Here is a 16,852-nt window from a genome sequence, read left to right as displayed (position 1 = left end):
GCAGGGCCGGGTCCAGGGCGCGTTCGGCCGCGGTGTTCCGGGCGTACGGCGGCGCCGCCGCCCCGTCCGTGCCCCAGCCGTCACCCGGCAGGCCCCGGCACCGCCTTCGTGGGACGCCACGGACCCGCCAAGAGTGGGTTCTCGCACAACTGTTGTGATGCGCCACATCAGGTAACGGTTGGAGGGCTCCTGGACGGCTCCCGAGCCATCAGCAGACGGCTGGTCAGTACGCAGCCAGGGTGCCCTGTTCCGTCTCGTAGAAGGAGAGTCCGCGGCGGATGTCCTCGCGGGTGTACTGCATCGGCGCGAAGTCGCTGATGATCAGCTTGTAGTTCTCGGGTGCACCGGAAACCTTGAACGATAAGACGAATGCACACTGCTTGAACATGGCGCTGCCCCGCGTTCTGCCATCCGCAAGCTTTCCCGTGCCGAGGACGGTACCTTCGCCGTCCGTTACACGAACCTCCTGCCCGGCCGCGCCTTGGCGTTCGACGGGGGCGTGCACGGTTTGGTGATCTCGGTACCGGCACCGTTGACGGGCAGCATGACATCGACCTTGCCGCTGATCGAGAGCCTCACGGGGGAGGGCGTCGCGGTCGGCGGTGCGTCACCCGCCTCTTCCTACGTGCTGGCGCAGCCCACCAGGCCGGCCAGACTAAGAACCGCGCCACAGGCCCAGAGCCTTCTCATACGTCCTACCCCTTGCATCCTGCAGAAGGACCGTTCGCCGCAGGTAGCGCACCTTGCATAGGCGCGTCCCGCTCCAGGTGCGACGGATGGACCGTCTGACCTATCAGCATCGTTGCTCCAAGCGGTCTCGGAGCGCCGACGCCTGGAGCGACAGGAGCACGGCGCCATGCGGCCTCGACTCGACCGTACGGCTCCGGCCCGCGACGAGATGAGGGCTCCGTGCACGCCATCCATAAAGCTGACCGGGCCCTGTGTGGATCACTTGCAGGCCCTGCCCGGAGCCCGGACATCGATTCCTCGTTACCAAGTGGACACTATGTGCCAGAACGGACGTCCCGCCTCGGCCGCGTACGGCCCGCACCTGGATCGCAGAGGCTCCCTCAGCCACGCCCCTCTCCTTAAATTCGCAGTTCAGAAGGCATGTCACCAACGCGCGGCGGCACCTGGCAGCAATGGGGGCGACCTCAGTAACCCCCATCCGCTAGGCTGTCAGCGGTCAGTCGACCTTCTGGGCACCTGCTCGGGGAAGTGTCCCTCCGGACGCCACCCGGCACCACCCCGAAGCGAGCCTGACCAGGGCGTTTGCCTCACTCCGCCCGGCATTCCCCACTGGGGTTTCCGGCAGGGTTTTCGGCAAGCCCCCGCCTTCGTAGCTCAGGGGATAGAGCACGGCTCTCCTAAAGCCGGTGTCGCAGGTTCGAATCCTGCCGGGGGCACGTCGAGTTCGTGAGAGGCCCGGCCGTCCTTCGGGACGGTCGGGCCTCTTCGTGCGTTCGGGGGGCGGCGGTGCGCGGGATGACGCGCGTGGGTGGGTCTCCCCCGTCGGGCACGGAAAAGCCCTCCCGGCCCCGAGGCCGGGAGGGCGTCACGACCGCCGCCGGTCGCCGGTCAGCTGAGTCCTCTGCTCCGCTCGCCGATGCGGTCCCCTTGCGGGGAGCCGGCGCGCTTGAGTTCGGCCTTCGTGTGCGGACCGCCCTTCACCTTGCTGCGGAGGGGGCCGTCGTACCCGTGGCCCTTGCGTTGCGGCGGTTCACCCTTGGCCGCCGACATCGCCGCACGGAGGTCCTGCTTCTGCTCCTTGCCCATCCCGTCGTCACTCCTTCGGGGACACCCAATCGGACTATTCGGAGCATATGCACCCGGGGCGAAGGTCGCATCCGGACCGCCTCCGGGTCGGGTGAGCGGGTCGGGTCAGGGCGTCCCGTCCGAGGTCCCGTCGCCCAGCAGTTCCTCCGGGCAGGCCGTGCCGCGGGGCAGCTGGTAGGGGGCCGCCAGGCGGTACTCCCCGGGTCCGGGGGCCAGCAGGGTGGTCCACTCCACGCCCGCCTCGTCGGGGGCCGAGCGGTAGAGGCAGCCCGCCGGGTTCTCGGTGGGGGTGGGAGGGGTGACGCCCTTGCCCTCGGCGTCCACGAGGCCCAGCCAGGGCGAGTACGGGACCCGGATCAGCACCGGGCCCGGGCGGGTCACCTGGACCACGACCTCCTCGGCGGCGGCCCGGCTGACCTCCGCCGGCGGGTCGGCCAGCGGGGTGGGCGCCTGGACGCGGAAGAGCTGCCAGTTCTCGTCGCCCCAGATCCGGGCCAGGTAGGGCAGGCCCGTCCCGATCAGCTCGGCCTCGCGGACCCCGCCGGAGTCGGGCCGGTCGGCGGGCAGCACCACGTAGTGCACGGCCCAGCGGTCCAGCCAGGAGCGGTAGCCCTCGGCCGTCAGGGTGTCGTCGTAGAAGAGCGGGTTCCGCTCCAGGTCGGCCTGGCGGTTCCAGCCGCGGGCCAGGTTCACGTACGGGGCGAGGGCGGAGGACTCGCGGTGGCTGCTGACCGGGACCACCTCCACCCGGCCGCGGTCCGCCCCCGCCTGCTGGAGCCGGTCCACCAGCGGGGCCAGCTCCCGGGCCCAGGCGGCCTTGGGGGTGGTGCGGATGACGTCCATGACGCTGTTGGCCGTGATCCAGGAGTTCAGTCCGAGGAAGGCCAGCAGCACCGCGTACCACTTCAGGGACCGCGGGACGGTGTAGGGGAGGGCGGCGAGCAGCGCCACCCCCGCGAAGAGCATGGCCAGCCGGGTCACGTTCGACCCGACCTGGGAGTCCACCAGCCAGGTCAGGAACACCCCGGCCGCGTAGACCCCGGAGGCTATCCGCACGGTCTTCCACTTCGCCGGGACGAGGACCAGCACCAGCACCGCGAAGAGGAACGGCAGCGAGGCGGAGCCCAGCGAGATCGGCTGGGTCCCGGAGAAGGGGAACAGCCAGGCCGACAGCCCGACCACGACCACCGGCGCCAGCCCCAGCGCGAAGGCACCCGGCCGTCGGCCGCTCAGGAACAGGGCCGCCGCTATCACCCCGAGGAACAGCCCCGCCACGGGCGAGGCCGCGGTGGCCAGGCCGGCCAGCGGGGCCGCCACCGCGGCCTTGCCCCACCGGTTGCGGGCCCACTTGCGGGGCCAGCAGAAGACCGCGGCCACGGCGCCCAGCGCGAACATGACGCCCAGCCCGAAGGTGACCCGGCCGGAGACGGCGTTGCAGAAGAGGGCGAACACCCCGGCCAGCGCGGGCGGCAGCGGGGAGCGCACGGCCCCGCGGCAGCGGCAGAGCACCAGCGCGAGCAGCCCCGCCGAGGCGGTCCCCGCGATCATCATGGTGGTGCGGACGCCCAGCAGGGACATCAGGTACGGCGAGACCACGCTGTACGAGACCGGGTGCATGCCCCCGTACCAGGCGAGGTTGTACGCGGAGTCCGGGTGCCGGCCCACGAACTCGGCCCAGGCGTCCTGCGCGGCCAGGTCCCCGCCGCTGTTGGCGATGAACAGGAACCACACCAGGTGCAGGACGGCCGCGACGGCGGTGGCCACCAGGGCCGTGTGGCCCATCGGGTAGCGGAGCCGGAAGGCCCCCCACCGGCCGAGGGGGCCGGAAGCGTGGTCCGGGTCCGGGGCCGGGGCCGGGTCGGGGGCCGATCCGGAGGGCCCGGGTGCGGGCGCGGCTTCGGCCCCGGGCACGGGCGTGCCGGGAACGGGTGCGGGTGCACCGGGGGCGGGCGCGGCTTCGGGCCCGGCCGCACCCCGGTCGTGTGCCGCGGTGCCGGCGGCCTCGGCGGTCGTCACTGCGTTGCTCCCCACTCGGTGCGGGGGTCCGGCCCCGTCACCGCTCTGCGCCGTCAGACGCGGACCGGCGCCCCGGGGGTTGCCCGGGGCGCCGGTCCGTACGCGGCACTGCTATCCGACACGCGTCAGCTTGCTGCCGAACCCGGGCGAGGCCAGGTCCGATCCGAGCGCCACCGGCACCTTCACCTGGCTGGCACCGGAGCCGACGGTCAGGGTGCCGATCTCGGTCCCCGCCTTGGCCTCGTGCGGGAGCTTCGCCCCGCCGTCGGAGAGCTTGATCTCCGTCTTCAGCGAGGACCAGCCCACCGCGTCCACGTCGGCGGTGGCCACCACCGGGGTGCGACCGCCGAGGCCGTCGTCCACGTAGCCGACCACGTCGCCCTTCTTGATGACCTTCGCCCCCGTCAGGGCCTCCTGGGTCTCCAGCATGACCTTCTTGCTGGCGGCGATCGCGGTGTCCAGGATCGGCACCCCGTGCTGGCCCAGGACCGCGCCCACGATGAACTGGTCGGTCTTGCCCACCATCTTGTGCGCGGCGAAGAGCAGGTTGCCGCCGGCCGCCGTGGTGCTGCCCGTCTTGATGCCGAGGGCGTTGTCGAAGGGCACCAGGGTGTTCCAGTTGGGCCAGGTCTTGCCGTACTGGTCCGTCCAGCGGGGGAGCTTGGTGATGTCCCGGAGCACCGGGATCTCCACGAGCTTCAGCCCCAGCTTCACCTGGTCCTCGGCGGTGCTGACGGTGGTCGCGTCCAGGCCCGAGGGGTCGGTGTAGGTGGTGTTGGTCATGCCGAGTTCCTTGGCGGTGTCGTTCATCTTCTTGACGAACGCCTCCTGGGAACCGGAGTCCCACCGCGCGAGGAGCCGGGCGATGTTGTTGGCGGAGGGGATCATGAGCGCGGCGATCGCGTCGTACTCGCTGATCTTGTCCCCGGCCTTGACCGTGTTGAGGGTGGACTCGTTGTCGGTCTTGTCCTTCTGGCCCTCGGTCTCCGCCGTCCGGTCGATGTCGATCATCTTGCCCTTCTCGCCCCGCTTGAAGGGGTGGTCGCGCAGGATGATGTAGGCCGTCATCGACTTGGTGACGGAGGCGATCGGGATGGGCTTCTGCTCCCCGAAGGAGTCGACGGTGCCCAGACCGGAGGCCGCCATCCACATCTGGCCCTCGGCGGGCGGGGTCAGCTTCGGCGCGGCGCCCTCGAAGGTGTAGCTGTCCGCCGCGGTCATCGTCAGCACCGGCGCGGGCAGCGGGCGGACCATCTGGACCACCACGAACACGATCGCCAGCAGCACCACCAGCGGGGTCCAGATCTTGACCCGACGGACAGCGGTCCGCAGGGCACTGGGCGGCGGGGGCGGGTTGTTGGTGAGGTCCGCCAGCATGTCGAGCGGCGGGCGCGGCGGCATCGGCTGCTGCTTGGTGCGCTCGGTCTCGCCCAGGGAGGCCGGGACGGTGGCGGACCGCGGGGCGGTGGCGCCGGGCGCGGCGGCCGGGGATCCGGCGGCCGGCGCGGCGGTGGACCCGCCGGCGGCTCCGGGCGCGGTGCTCGCGGCGGCGCCGGCCGCGGGGGCTCCGGATCCGGCGGCACCGGGGCGGCCCGGGGCGGCCGGGCGGGCGGGGCCGGGGCGGGGGGCGTCGTCGGTGCGCAGCGGGACGAAGGTGCTGGTCCGCTCCTCGGCCGACTCGGGGCCGGCCTGCTTGCGGTCGCGGTCCGCGCCCTTGCCCTTGCCCGCGCCCTGGTCCGGGACGGGGTCGGCGGGGGCCTTGGTCCCGGCGGGACCGGCCGAACCGGCGGCCGCCGCGGCCGCGAGGTCCTTGGGGATGCGGATGGCGGTGGTGGGCTGGTCCACGCCCGCGGCCGGAGCGGCGGCCTTCGGGGCGGCCTCGCGGTCACCGGCGGGGGCCGCGGGGCGGCCGGTGCGCGGGTCCGTGGCTCCGGGGGCGGGCTTCGTACCCGGGCGCGGGGCGGCCGTGCCGAAACCGGCTCCGGCCCGCGCGTCGAGGGCGGGGCCGCCGTCGCCGCGACCGTCGCCGCGACCGTCGGCGCGGTCTTCGGCGCGGGAGCCGTCCGTGGCGGGGCCGGGGGCGGGCAGGGTCGGCGCCTTGAAGGCCGTGGTGGGCTGGTCGGCCTGGGCGGGCCGGGTACGGGCCTCCGGGCGGACCGCCTTCAGGACGGTGGTCTCGTCGTGGCGGGGCGCGGCCTGCTTCGGGGCGCTGCCGGGACGCACGGTCTTGAGGAGGGTGGTCTCGTCCCCGCCGGCCGGGGTCGAGGAGGAGGAAGAGGCAGGGGAAGAGGAGGTGGTGGCGGGCGGGACGTCCTCGCGGCGCACGGCGCGGAAGACCGTGGTGGCGTCGTCGCGGGCCGGCTCCGGAGCGGCGGGGGCGGCGGCGGTCCGGCCGGAGTCGGCGGAGTCGCCGCTCCGGTCCGTGCGGTCGCCGCGGTCCTCCGCGGTGCGGCCCGGGGCCGGGGCGGTGGCCGCCCAGGCGGCCACGGAGGCCCGCTGGTCCGAGCTGTCGCCGGCCGGGCCCGAGGTCCGCTGCCCACCGAGGCGGGGGTCCCCGGATGCGGCGGCGCCGCCCTTCCCGTCCTGGGAGGTCGCCGCGTCCTGGGCGGTCCCGGCGTCCTTGGCCGTGGTGCCCTTCGTGTCCTGCGCGTCCTTCGCGGTCCCGGTGGGGGCGTTCTCGCTCCCCGGGGCCGGGACGGAGGTGCCGGCGGCCGGGGTGGCGGAGGCCGAGCGGGCGGGGCGGGCGAACCAGTCGATGCCACTGCCACCGGACGGGGACGCCTCCGCGCCCTTCTCGGCGACCTTCTCGGAGTCCTTTTCGGCAGCCTGCTCCGGGGCGTTCCCGGTGTCCGGCCTTTCGGTGTCCGAGGTGCCGGCCGCGGGCTCCGGGCGGGCCGAAGCGGAATCCGCGTCACGGGATCCGGAAGCGGCGGACGGGGCGGTCCACTCGACGCGGTCCGCGTTCTCCGACGGTTCCGTCGCGCTCGTTCCCGCCCTCGCGCCCGTTCCCGTCGAAACGTCGGAAGCAGCTGTTCCGGATTCCTTCGCGCGCTCGCGGGACGGGCCGGAAAGGGGCTTCTGTCCAGCCTCTTCCGAGGATTCGGGGCGGTTCGGGGAAGGGGTCGGAACAGCCTCGGGATCCGGGCGGGAATCGGTGCGCGACACGGCGGATCCGGAGCCGGAACCGGAGTCGGTGGTGGACTTCCCGGGAGCACGGCCCGAAGAACCCGAAGAACCCTCGGAGGTACGGTCGGACGCGGAAACGGAATCTTCCGCCACGGCCTGCTCGGCCGAGTCCGAAGCCTTCTCCGACGGCTTCTCCGGCATCGTCTCCGACGCGTTACCGGTCGCATTCCCGGACGCGTTCTCCGAAGTCTTCTCCGACGCCCGGGCGTTCGGGGACTCCTCGGAATCCGAGCCGGCACCGGCGTCGGAGCCCGCGTCCACGTCCGCGTCCACGTCCACGTCCGCGTCCGCGCCCCCGGGGCCGGAGGCCGGGGTCCCGAACACCGAGAGGCGGGGGTCGCGCTCCGGGGAGTCCGCCGCACCCGACGCACCCTGCTGTACCGACTTGTCGGGGGACTCGCCCGCCACCAGTTCCTCCTTGATCGCTGCCCGGACGACGCCGGCCGCCCCGGCCGACTGCTCGTCCGGCTGTCCGAACCGTCTAACAGTGTCCCGTCTCGAATACATCGCCCCCGTGGGGGACGGGAACGACATAGCTGCCGATTCCCCCACAAAGCGGCCAGGCACTCTCGACAGATGAATGTGAGAGGGGTCACCCTGTCACTCATCCACGCGGGGAGGCATGGATGGGCAGGAGCCGCAGAACAATTCCCGAGGAGCTTCTGCTGCTCGCTTTGGACCCGACCACGGGTACCACGGCGCAGCCGCAGTCGCTCGACCTCGGACTGGCCGGAGCGCAGCTCGTTGAGCTGGCACTGGCCGGACGGATAGCCCCTGACGGGGATCGTATCGCCGTGGTGATGCCACGGCCCACAGGAGATCCGACCCTGGACTCCGCACTGGAACTGCTGCGCAGACGCGGCAGCCCGGTGCGGGCGGTCCACTGGATCGGCGGACCCCGGCTGGGGCTCCGCCAGACGTACCTCTCGCATCTGGAGCGGTGCGGCATGGTGCATGCCGTGGCGGGACAGATGTGCGGGGTGCTGCCGACGACTCGCTACCAGGCGACCGATACGGCGATCAGCCGGGAGATCCGTGCCCGGCTCGACAGTGCGATCCGCACCGGCGTACCGCCGGACCCGCGGACCGCGGCGCTCGCCGCGCTGGCCCACGCGGTCGGTCTCGGCAAGCACCTCTACCCCGGTAACGAGGGTCGTTCGTGCAGGTCCCGGCTGCGGGACCTGATTCGGCACGACCCGATGGGCGGCCTCGTGGCGCACGCCGTGATGGACGTCCAGAACGGTGCCGCCGCACAACCGCGGCGCGCCGCGCCGGCTCCCGGACGTCCGGCCCAGGCCGGCGGACGCACGACCGGCGGGGTTCCGCACCAGCCGCACCGCGGCTCGATGGCCCGCGTCGCCGCGCACTGAGCGCGGACGACACCGGCACCGGCAACGGGCACGCACAGCACGACCACGCACGAACGCACACGCACGAGAACACGCACGAGCACGAGCACGAGCACGAGCACGACCGAGCACAGCCACGCACGGCAGCGAGACGCGCGGGGCGGCAGGGCCGGACGTCACGGCCCGGCCGCCCCGCGCGTCCGTCGTTCCGGGGAAGGCCCGCGCGGGCACCCGTCCGTCGTTCCGGGGAAGCCCGCCGCGGTCGCGTGTCCCCGACGACCCCCTCCGCGTTCCCCTCAGGAAACCTTTCCTCCCGCTTTCCCAGCGGCGCCGCGCGCTTCGGTGGCAGTCTGCTCATCAGCGGATACGTACAGACACAAGCGGAGGTGCCGAGCCGTGGCGTCCAATGTCAACCCCACCGTCCGACGACGCCGTCTGGGCATGGAGCTCCGCAAGCTCCGTGAGGACAAGGGCATGACGGCCGAGCAGGTCGCCGAACGGCTCCTGGTGTCCCAGTCGAAGATCAGCAGGCTGGAGAACGGCCGCCGTTCGATCAGCCAGCGTGACGTGCGGGACCTGTGCGACGTCTACGAGGTGGAGGACCGCCGCCTGGTGGACTCGCTGATGCAGATGGCCAAGGACTCGCGCCAGCAGGGCTGGTGGCACGCCTTCGGCGACATCCCGTACAGCGTCTACATCGGTCTGGAGACGGACGCCGCCTCGCTGCGCGTCTACGAGCCCCAGATCATCCCCGGGCTGCTCCAGACCCACGAGTACGCCACCGCCATCGTGCGCGGGGCGGTGCCCGAGACCTCGCAGTCCGACATCGAGAAGCGGGTGCAGGTCCGCATCCGGCGGCAGGAGCGCATCGCCGAGGCCGAGCCAGCGCCCGTCACGGGCGACCGGGGCCCGCTGCGCCTGTGGGCGGTGATCGACGAGGCCGCGCTGCGCCGCCGGGTCGGCGACGAGGACGTGATGATCCGGCAGCTGGAGCACCTGATAGGGCAGTCGGAACTGCCCCACGTCACCGTGCAGGTGATGCCCTTCAGCATGGGCGCGCACCCCGGGGTCAACGGCCAGTACGCGATTCTGGAATTTCCGGACGCTTCGGATTCGACCGTGGTGTACATCGAGGGCGTGACGAGCGACCTGTATCTGGAGAAGGCCAACGACGTCCAGAAGTACAGCGTCATGTACGAGCACCTGCGGGCCCAGGCCCTGAATGTGGAGCACACCCGGGAGTTCATCGCGGCCATCATCGACGACCACGCGAAGAATCGGGACGACCGATAGCCGGACGGTCCGCTCGGTGGAATATGCAGATTCCGAGGACGAACGCGGGGGAAAACGGGCAGGTCGCGAAGGGGGCGGTACCGTACACCGTCACCAGCCGGGGGCGGAAGACCCCACTGGAATATGCCATCCGGTCGAGTGAACGGCAGCTTCGGAGCCGCGTTCCGGCGAGTAGCGTCGATCACGCCAATCAGGAACACGCCAATCGGCATTTGACTGGCATCGAATCGGATGGTCCCCACGACCCCGGAACCGGAGTGAAGAACATGGCTATTCAGCAGGGTGCCACGATGAACTGGACGAAGTCCTCGTATTCGGGCGGAAACGGCGCCTGCGTCGAGGTGAAGTCCCCCGTCATGGCCGAGATCGCCGTCCAGGACTCCAAGGTGTCCGGCGGTCCCTCGATCTCCTTCACCCCCGGGAGCTGGACCTCCTTCGTCGCCGGAGTCACCCGCGGGCCGCTCGGGCACCACGCCTGAGCGTGCGGAAGACCACCTCGACCGCATCCACGACCGCAGCGGTCCCAGCGGCGGAGCCGCCGCTGGGCACGGACCGCACCACCCCCGCCGGCGCCCCCGGGCCCGGCCGCGTCACCGACACCGATGACGCGGAGCCCTCTCGGCCGGCACGCCGTCCCGGCCGAGAGGGCTCGACCGTCCCCGGTCCCTACCGGGTCCGGCATCTGAAGGATCGGTTCACCTGAGCTGGTCCACGTACCGGTCGGTCCCCGGGACCGTCGGGACGAACGGCGCCACCAGTTCCACCCGCCCCAGACCCGTCTCCGCTACCTCCGCGTCCAGTCCCTCGAAGCGGTCCCAGCAGTCGCGGGGGTCCGCCTCCAGGAACCACAGGAGGGTGAGGCGGGTGTCCACTCCCTCGACCTGCTTCACGTAGGTCATCCGGTCCCCGGGCAGCGGGGTCGGACGGAAGACCGTCACCAGCGCCGCCGGGCCGCCCGCCAGCCGCCGCGGCAGCGTCCGTGACCGGAGCCGCTCCAGCAGCTCCGCCCGCCGGTCCGGCCCCTCGGCGTCCACCACCTGGAGCACCAGACCCCGGTAGGGGTGGTCCAGGGCGTGGAAGTCGCGGGGCCCGGCCGCACCGTCCCGGTAGACCGTGGCCACGTGGTCCTGGAAGGCCGTGAACACGTGCGTGCGGTCGTGGTAGACCCGGGCGTCCCGGTTGAGCCTCTTGTTGATGCCCACCGTCCACTTCATGTGCTCGTCGTAGCGGCCCTCCGTGACCCAGTACACGGACAGGTAGCAGCCCGTCCCGACCGGCTGGGCCACCGCCGACTTCTCCGGATAGCGCAGCTCCTGGAGCTCCCGGGTGGCCACCCAGCGGCGGCCCGCGAACATCCAGGGCATGGCCATCGCCCCGGCGTAGTAGTGGTCGTCCTCGTACCAGCGGTTGTAGGCGTACTCGTGCCCCGGGTGCGGCTCCACCATCGTGATCAGCGAGTGGCCCGGACGGACCCCGTACGGGCCGACCGAGGCCAGCGCCGCGTACTCCTCCGGCCGGGTGTCCCCGGCCCCCGACGACGGCCCCTGCGGCGGCTCCGTCGCGTTCGCGTCCTGCGGTTCGGGTGTCATGCCACCGGTGTATCTGATGAGACGTCAGATGAAAAGGAAACGGACTCGAAGCGGAAGGCGACGGCGGGATAGGGTGCACGCGCCGATCAGGCCGATCAGCCGGATCGGGCCGATCAGGCGGATCCAAGGGAGGGGACCCCCGCACATGCCCGACCGCTTCACCCGTGGAGTCGCGGCCCTGGCCGGACTCGTGCTCGCCGGCACCGGCCTGGCCACCGCCACCGCCGCACCCGCCGCCGCCGCGGTGTCCGACTGCCCCACCGGCTACTTCTGCGCCTGGACCGCGGAGAGCCCCCGGGGCACGATGTACAAGACGAACAAGGACGTCGCCGACCTGGGCGCCTGGAGCGACAAGTTCCGCACCACGGTCAACCGGTCGAGCCTGTTCGCCTGCCTCTACGACGACAAGAACCACGATCCGTACGGCGGCTACGAGCTGCGGGAGCCGGACGACGCGGGCGAGTACTCCGTCTCCCCCACGGCCACCATCAGCTCGATCAGGTTCACCCGCACCGAGCGGGAGTGCGGCCGGCCGCAGTTCCCCGACTGGTCCGCGGAGCCCGCCCCCAAGGCCGCCGGATTCGGCGACCTGAACGGCGACCGCCGGGCCGACGTCCTCGTCCGCGACAAGGTCGGCCGGCTCTTCTTCGCCTCCGGCAACGGCACCGGCTCCATGATCGGCTCCGGTGGCTGGAACGGCATGAACGCCCTCACCCGGCACGGCGACTTCAGCCGCGACGGCAAGGAGGACCTGATCGCCCGCGAGAAGGCCACCGGCAAGCTGTGGCTCTACCCGGGCACCGGCACCGGCGCCCTCGGGGCCCGCAAGCTCATCGGCTCGGGCGGCTGGAACGCCATGAAGTCGATCACCGCCTTCGGCGACCTCACCGGTGACGGACGCTCCGACCTCCTCGCGATCGAGTCGGCCACCGGCAAGCTGTGGCTCTACCCCGGCACCGCCGGCGGCGCCCTCGGCGGCCGCACGCTCCTCGGCTCCGGCGGCTGGAACGCCATGAACGCGCTCGTCGCGGCGGGGGACATGAACGGCGACGGCCGGCCCGACCTGTACGCCCGCGAGGCCGCCACCGGGAAGCTGTACTTCTACCCGGGCCGCGCCTCCGCCCTCGGCGGCCGCACCCTGCTCGGCTCCGGCTGGCACACCATGGCCGACTTCTTCGCGGTCGGCGACTACACCGGCGACGGCCGCCTCGACCTGGCCACCGTCACCAACGAACAGCACCGCTACCCGGTCGCCGGCATGGGCAACCCGGGCTGGCTCGTGCTCTACGGCGGCAAGGGCGACGGCCTGCTCTACGGGGGCCGGCACCACGACGGCGAGTGGTGGGGCCTGAACGGCTTCTTCTGAGCGGCGGGAGCGGCGGCGGCACGAGGAGCGGCGACGGCAGCGGCCGTGGCAACACCTGGCGGCGGTGGCCGCGTCGCTCGAAGGCCGCGTGCGCGGTGGGGGGTACCGGATTCCGGTGCCCCCCTTCCGCGTGCGGGCCGCGCGGCCGCGGCCGAGTGAAGGAACGGCCCGGCGGGAAAAGGTGGTCCGAGGGGTGGACAAGTGGGTGCTGGATGCAGCTAGCTGGGGCTAGGGTGTCCGACACCCGACCGGCCGCCCGCGCGCCCACCCCGCGCCCGTGCGCCGGCCCGTCGGCCCCGCCCGGGCCCCGCACGCCGCACGGCCGACCGACGCCGCCGTACGGAGTGCGCCGCACCGCAGCACCGCGCACGGCCGTACCCGGCACCCCGTACGCAGGATCCGTACGCAGCACCGTCGTCCGCACCGCACGTCCGGCACGTCCGCCGCCGTTCCAGGGAGCACCCATGTCCGCTGCCGCCGCCCCGCCCGCCTCCGCCTCCTCCCCTTCCGCGCCCGGCGCCGGGTTCGCGGCACCGCCCGGGTTCGCCGCACGGGCCCGCACCGTGGGCGGGTCGCCGGTACGGGAGATCCTGGCGCTCACCGAACGCCCCGGGGTGATCTCCTTCGCGGGCGGCCTGCCCGCACCCGAACTCTTCGACACCGAAGGCCTGCGGGCCGCCTACGAGGCCGCCCTCACCGACAGCGGGGCCCGCGCCCTCCAGTACTCCACCACCGAGGGCGCCCCCGAACTGCGCGCCCTGATCGCCGAGCGGTTCACCCGGCGCGGCCTGCCCACCGACCCGGCGGAGGTGCTCGTCACCACCGGCTCCCAGCAGGCCCTCACCCTCATCGCCGGCACGCTGATCGAGCCCGGGGACACCGTCCTCGTGGAGAACCCCACCTACCTGGCGGCCCTCCAGTGCTTCGGCCTCGCCGGGGCCCGGGTGCTGCCGGTGCCCTGCGACGAGCAGGGCATCCTCCCGGACGCCCTGGAGGAGCTGGTCCTCCGCGAACGCCCCAAGCTGCTCTACACGATCCCCACCTTCCAGAACCCGACCGGCCGCACCCTGCCCGCCGCCCGCCGGACCGCCGTCGCCGCCACCGCCGGGCGGCTCGGCCTGTGGATCGCGGAGGACGACCCCTACGGCGAACTGCGCTACGAGGGCGAGCCGGTGCCCTGGATCGCCGGCCACCCCGGCGCCGCCGACCGCACCGCCCTCCTCGGCAGCTTCTCCAAGATCCTCGCCCCCGGACTGCGGCTCGGCTTCGTCCGAGCCCCCGGCGCCCTGCTACGGGCCGCGACCGTCGCCAAGCAGGCCGCCGACCTGCACACCTCCACCGTCGACCAGCTCGCCGCGGCCCGCTACCTCGCCGCCCACGACCTCGACGCCCACCTGGAGCGGGTCCGGGGCGCCTACCGCGAGCGCCGCGACGCCCTCCTCGCGGGCCTCGGCGGGGCCCTGCCGGGCGGTTCGGAATGGAACCGTCCCGAGGGCGGCATGTTCGTGTGGGCCCGCCTCCCCGAGGGTCTCGACGCCACCGCCGTCCTCAAGCAGGCCGTCGCGCACGACGTGGCCTTCGTACCGGGAGCCCCTTTCCACGCCGCATATGCCGACCCGCGTAGCCTGCGCCTGTCCTTCACCACCCACACCCCGGAGGAGATCGCCGAAGGGCTGCGCCGCCTCGCCCTCGGATTCGCCTCCGCGTGACCGATGAGTTCCGCCCCCGCCGCCGGTCCACCACCCGGAAACCGACGGCACCGGAAGGCGGGGCACGGAGCGATGACGATGACGAGCAGGACGGGTTACGTGGAGCTGCCGGGCTCCGGACCGAGCCTCTACTACGAGGAGTACGGCACGGGCGCCCCCCTGGTGCTGCTCCACGGCGGGTTGGGCAGCGGGGAGACCTGGGCCCCGCTGCTGCCCGCCCTGACCGCGCACCGCCGGGTGGTCCTGGTCGACCTCCAGGGCCACGGCCGCACCGCCGACGTCCCCGGCCGGCCGCTGCGGCCCGAACTCCTCGCCGAGGACGTGGCCGGGCTCCTGCGCCACCTGGACCTGGGCCCCGCCGACCTGCTCGGCTACAGCCTCGGCGCCTGGGTGGCGCTGCGGACCGCCCTCCAACACCCCGAGCTGGTCCGCCGGCTGGTCCTCGTCTCCACGGTGTTCCGCCGCGACGGCTGGCACGCCGAGGCCCTGGCGGGCATGGCCTCCCTCTCGGCGGACACCGCCGAACTGATGCGGGGCACCGCCGCGCACGAACCGTACGCGCGACTCGCCCCGCGCCCCGAGGACTGGCCGGTGCTCGTCGCGAAGACCGGCGAACTGGTCCGGGCCGAGTTCGACTGGTCCGCGGAGGTGCCCGCGCTGACCGCCCCCACCCTGCTCGTCTTCGGCGACGCGGATGCCGTCCGGCCGGAGCACCAGGTCGCGTTCTACGGCCTGTTGGGCGGCGGACTGCGCGACCCCGGGCCCTACCCGGCGGCCGCGACCGAGGCCCCCCGGAACCGGCTGGCCGTCCTGCCCGGCGCCACCCACTACGACATCCTGTCCTCGCCCTCCCTGCCACCGGCGGTCATCCCGTTCCTGTACTTCTGATCCACCGCCCCTTCCGCCACCCCTTCCGCCGGCGTCGGACATGACAAGGTGTCGGGATGGGCCGAAGGGTGGGGGGAACCGGGATGTGGGACGTCGCGCGGGCGTGGGTCGAGGGGTGGGCCGTGGCCCGAGGGGTGGCGGTGCCCGTCGCGGAGCCCTGGGGGCTGCGGGTCGAGGTCGGTACGCCCGGACAGGTGCGGCGGCACGTGCTCCTCGACGCCGACGCGGCGACCGCCCGCGCGCTCGTCGCGGGCGTCACCGAGCCGACCACCTGCGTGAAGGGATTCCTGGAGCAGGCGGAGATGGGGGCCTGGTTCCCCGCCGAGCACTGGGAACCGGTCGAGTCCTGCTTCCTGATGGCCGTGGAGCTGCGACCGGAGCCGGTCCGGGTCCCGGACGGCTACCGGGTGACCGTCGAGCGGGCCGGTGACGGGAGCGGTGACGGGACCGGACCCGGCGGCCCGCTGACCGCGCGGATCACGACCGTCGACGGGGCGCCCGCCGCCGCCGGGGTGGCCGGGCCGACCGCCGGCGGAGCCTGCGTGTTCGACCAGATCGTCACCGAGCCCGCGCACCGGCGCCGCGGGCTCGGCACCGTGGTCATGGGCGCGCTGTCCGAGGCCGCCGGGCGCGGCGGGGCGACCACGGGGGTGCTGGGCGCGACCGTTCCCGGCCGGGCGTTGTACGAGACGCTGGGCTGGAAGGTGCTGGCGCCGCTCAACGGGTACGCCTACCGGGGCTGACCCCCGGGCGCCCGGAGCGGCGCGCCCCCGGAGTCGGACGGCCCGCGCGAGCCCGTGGTCGCGCGGGGGTTCCGGAGCTCGCCCGCACCCCCTAATCTGACGCACCATCAGACAAGCCCGGGGCCGGGAGGCGATGGCGCATGCTGCTGCAAGGGAAGACCGTGGTCGTGTCGGGGGTCGGGGCGGGGCTCGGGCACCAGGTGGCCGCGGCCGTCGTGCGGGAGGGCGGCAACGCCGTGCTGGGCGCGCGGACGGAGGCGAATCTCGCCAAAACCGCCGCCGAGATCGATCCGGACGGCCGCCACACCGCCCACCGACCCACCGACATCGCCGACGAGGCGCAGTGCGGGGCGCTGGCGGACCTGGCGGTGGAGCGGTTCGGCCGCCTGGACGCGGTGGTGCACGTCGCGGCCTGGGACTCCTACTTCGGGGGCTTGGAGGACGCCGACTTCGGGACCTGGCAGCAGATCCTCGACGTGAACCTGCTCGGCACCCTGCGGATGACGCGGGCCTGCCTGCCGGCGTTGAAGCGGGCCGGCGGGGCGGTGGTCATCATCGGCACCCAGTCGGCGATCGCCGCGCCCAACGAGGTGCGGCAGGCCGCGTACGCCGCGTCGAAGGGGGCGTTGACCTCGGCCATGTACTCGATGGCGCGGGAGCTGGGTCCGCACCGGATCCGGGTGAACACCGTGCTGCCGGGCTGGATGTGGGGTCCGCCGGTGCAGGCGTTCGTGACGTTCACCGCGCACGCGGAGAACCTGCCGGAGGAGGAGGTGCTGGCCCGGCTGGCGAGTCGGATGGCGCTCCCGGAGCTGGCCACCGACGGGGACGTGGCGGACGCCGCCGCGTTCCTGGCCTCGGACCGGGCCCGGGCCATCACGGGACAGCAGCTTCTGGTCAATGCCGGTGAGGTGATGCGGTGAGGGCTTCCGAGGCC

At 73.2% G+C, this 16,852-nt stretch carries 13 protein-coding genes and 1 tRNA gene; 9 read left to right on the top strand and 5 right to left on the bottom strand.

What is annotated here, in order from left to right; all coding sequences use genetic code 11:
• Positions 1-223 precede the first annotated feature (223 nt).
• Positions 224-505 (bottom strand): hypothetical protein, encoded by a 282-nt coding sequence (locus ABTZ17_RS23315; RefSeq protein ID WP_352197625.1) that lies wholly within the window; start codon positions 503-505, stop codon positions 224-226.
• 828 nt (positions 506-1,333) lie between these two features.
• Here ABTZ17_RS23315 and ABTZ17_RS23310 point away from each other — a divergent pair.
• Positions 1,334-1,406, top strand: a tRNA-Arg gene (locus tag ABTZ17_RS23310).
• 172 nt (positions 1,407-1,578) lie between these two features.
• Here the strand turns inward: ABTZ17_RS23310 and ABTZ17_RS23305 are convergent.
• From ABTZ17_RS23305 to ABTZ17_RS23295, 3 genes are all read right to left on the bottom strand, one after another.
• The gene (locus tag ABTZ17_RS23305; RefSeq protein ID WP_352197624.1) at positions 1,579-1,776 is read right to left on the bottom strand and encodes a hypothetical protein; all 198 of its coding nucleotides are present in this window, start codon (positions 1,774-1,776) and stop codon (positions 1,579-1,581) included.
• 105 nt (positions 1,777-1,881) lie between these two features.
• Positions 1,882-3,792, bottom strand: coding sequence for a DUF8823 domain-containing protein (locus ABTZ17_RS23300; RefSeq protein WP_502994800.1), 1,911 nt, complete (start codon positions 3,790-3,792; stop codon positions 1,882-1,884).
• A 111-nt stretch (positions 3,793-3,903) separates the two neighbouring features.
• Positions 3,904-7,485 carry a hypothetical protein gene (locus ABTZ17_RS23295; protein WP_352197623.1) on the bottom strand — a complete coding sequence of 1,194 codons (3,582 nt, stop codon included), beginning with the start codon at positions 7,483-7,485 and terminating at the stop codon, positions 3,904-3,906.
• A 119-nt stretch (positions 7,486-7,604) separates the two neighbouring features.
• On the opposite strand from ABTZ17_RS23295, the gene ABTZ17_RS23290 reads away from it, so the two are divergent.
• The 3 genes from ABTZ17_RS23290 to ABTZ17_RS23280 all read left to right on the top strand — a co-directional run bounded on the left by ABTZ17_RS23290 (position 7,605) and on the right by ABTZ17_RS23280 (position 10,099).
• Positions 7,605-8,348, top strand: a complete 744-nt coding sequence (locus ABTZ17_RS23290) for a GOLPH3/VPS74 family protein (RefSeq protein WP_352197622.1) — start codon at positions 7,605-7,607, stop codon at positions 8,346-8,348.
• 375 nt (positions 8,349-8,723) lie between these two features.
• Complete coding sequence (locus ABTZ17_RS23285; protein ID WP_352197621.1) at positions 8,724-9,620, top strand: helix-turn-helix domain-containing protein; 897 nt, start codon at positions 8,724-8,726, stop codon at positions 9,618-9,620.
• Positions 9,621-9,886: 266 nt separating this feature from the next.
• Positions 9,887-10,099: a DUF397 domain-containing protein gene (locus tag ABTZ17_RS23280; RefSeq protein WP_352197620.1), complete on the top strand. Its 213-nt coding sequence runs from the start codon at positions 9,887-9,889 to the stop codon at positions 10,097-10,099.
• Positions 10,100-10,315: 216 nt separating this feature from the next.
• On the opposite strand, the gene ABTZ17_RS23275 is transcribed toward ABTZ17_RS23280, so the two are convergent.
• Positions 10,316-11,209 carry a hypothetical protein gene (locus tag ABTZ17_RS23275; RefSeq protein WP_352197619.1) on the bottom strand — a complete coding sequence of 298 codons (894 nt, stop codon included), beginning with the start codon at positions 11,207-11,209 and terminating at the stop codon, positions 10,316-10,318.
• 145 nt (positions 11,210-11,354) lie between these two features.
• Here ABTZ17_RS23275 and ABTZ17_RS23270 point away from each other — a divergent pair, with 145 nt between their 5' ends.
• The 5 genes from ABTZ17_RS23270 (at position 11,355) to ABTZ17_RS23250 (ending at position 16,838) form a co-directional block, all read left to right on the top strand.
• A complete protein-coding gene (locus ABTZ17_RS23270; protein ID WP_352197618.1) occupies positions 11,355-12,575 on the top strand; it encodes an FG-GAP-like repeat-containing protein in 1,221 nt (406 codons plus the stop codon).
• A 464-nt stretch (positions 12,576-13,039) separates the two neighbouring features.
• Entirely contained in the window at positions 13,040-14,284 is a 1,245-nt protein-coding gene (locus tag ABTZ17_RS23265) for an aminotransferase-like domain-containing protein (protein WP_352197617.1), read from the top strand.
• Positions 14,285-14,362: 78 nt separating this feature from the next.
• Complete coding sequence (locus ABTZ17_RS23260; protein ID WP_352197616.1) at positions 14,363-15,172, top strand: alpha/beta fold hydrolase; 810 nt, start codon at positions 14,363-14,365, stop codon at positions 15,170-15,172.
• Positions 15,173-15,255: 83 nt separating this feature from the next.
• The gene (locus ABTZ17_RS23255; RefSeq protein WP_352197615.1) at positions 15,256-15,915 is read left to right on the top strand and encodes a GNAT family N-acetyltransferase; all 660 of its coding nucleotides are present in this window, start codon (positions 15,256-15,258) and stop codon (positions 15,913-15,915) included.
• Between the two features lie 140 nt (positions 15,916-16,055).
• Entirely contained in the window at positions 16,056-16,838 is a 783-nt protein-coding gene (locus ABTZ17_RS23250) for an SDR family oxidoreductase (protein ID WP_352197614.1), read from the top strand.
• Positions 16,839-16,852: the final 14 nt, after the last annotated feature.

Origin of the sequence: Streptomyces sp. NPDC097619, from assembly GCF_040302735.1 — a bacterium.
Classification (GTDB): domain Bacteria; phylum Actinomycetota; class Actinomycetes; order Streptomycetales; family Streptomycetaceae; genus Streptomyces.
The sequence above is the reverse complement of the archived record's forward strand: the minus strand, read 5'-3'. Positions and strand labels throughout refer to the sequence as shown.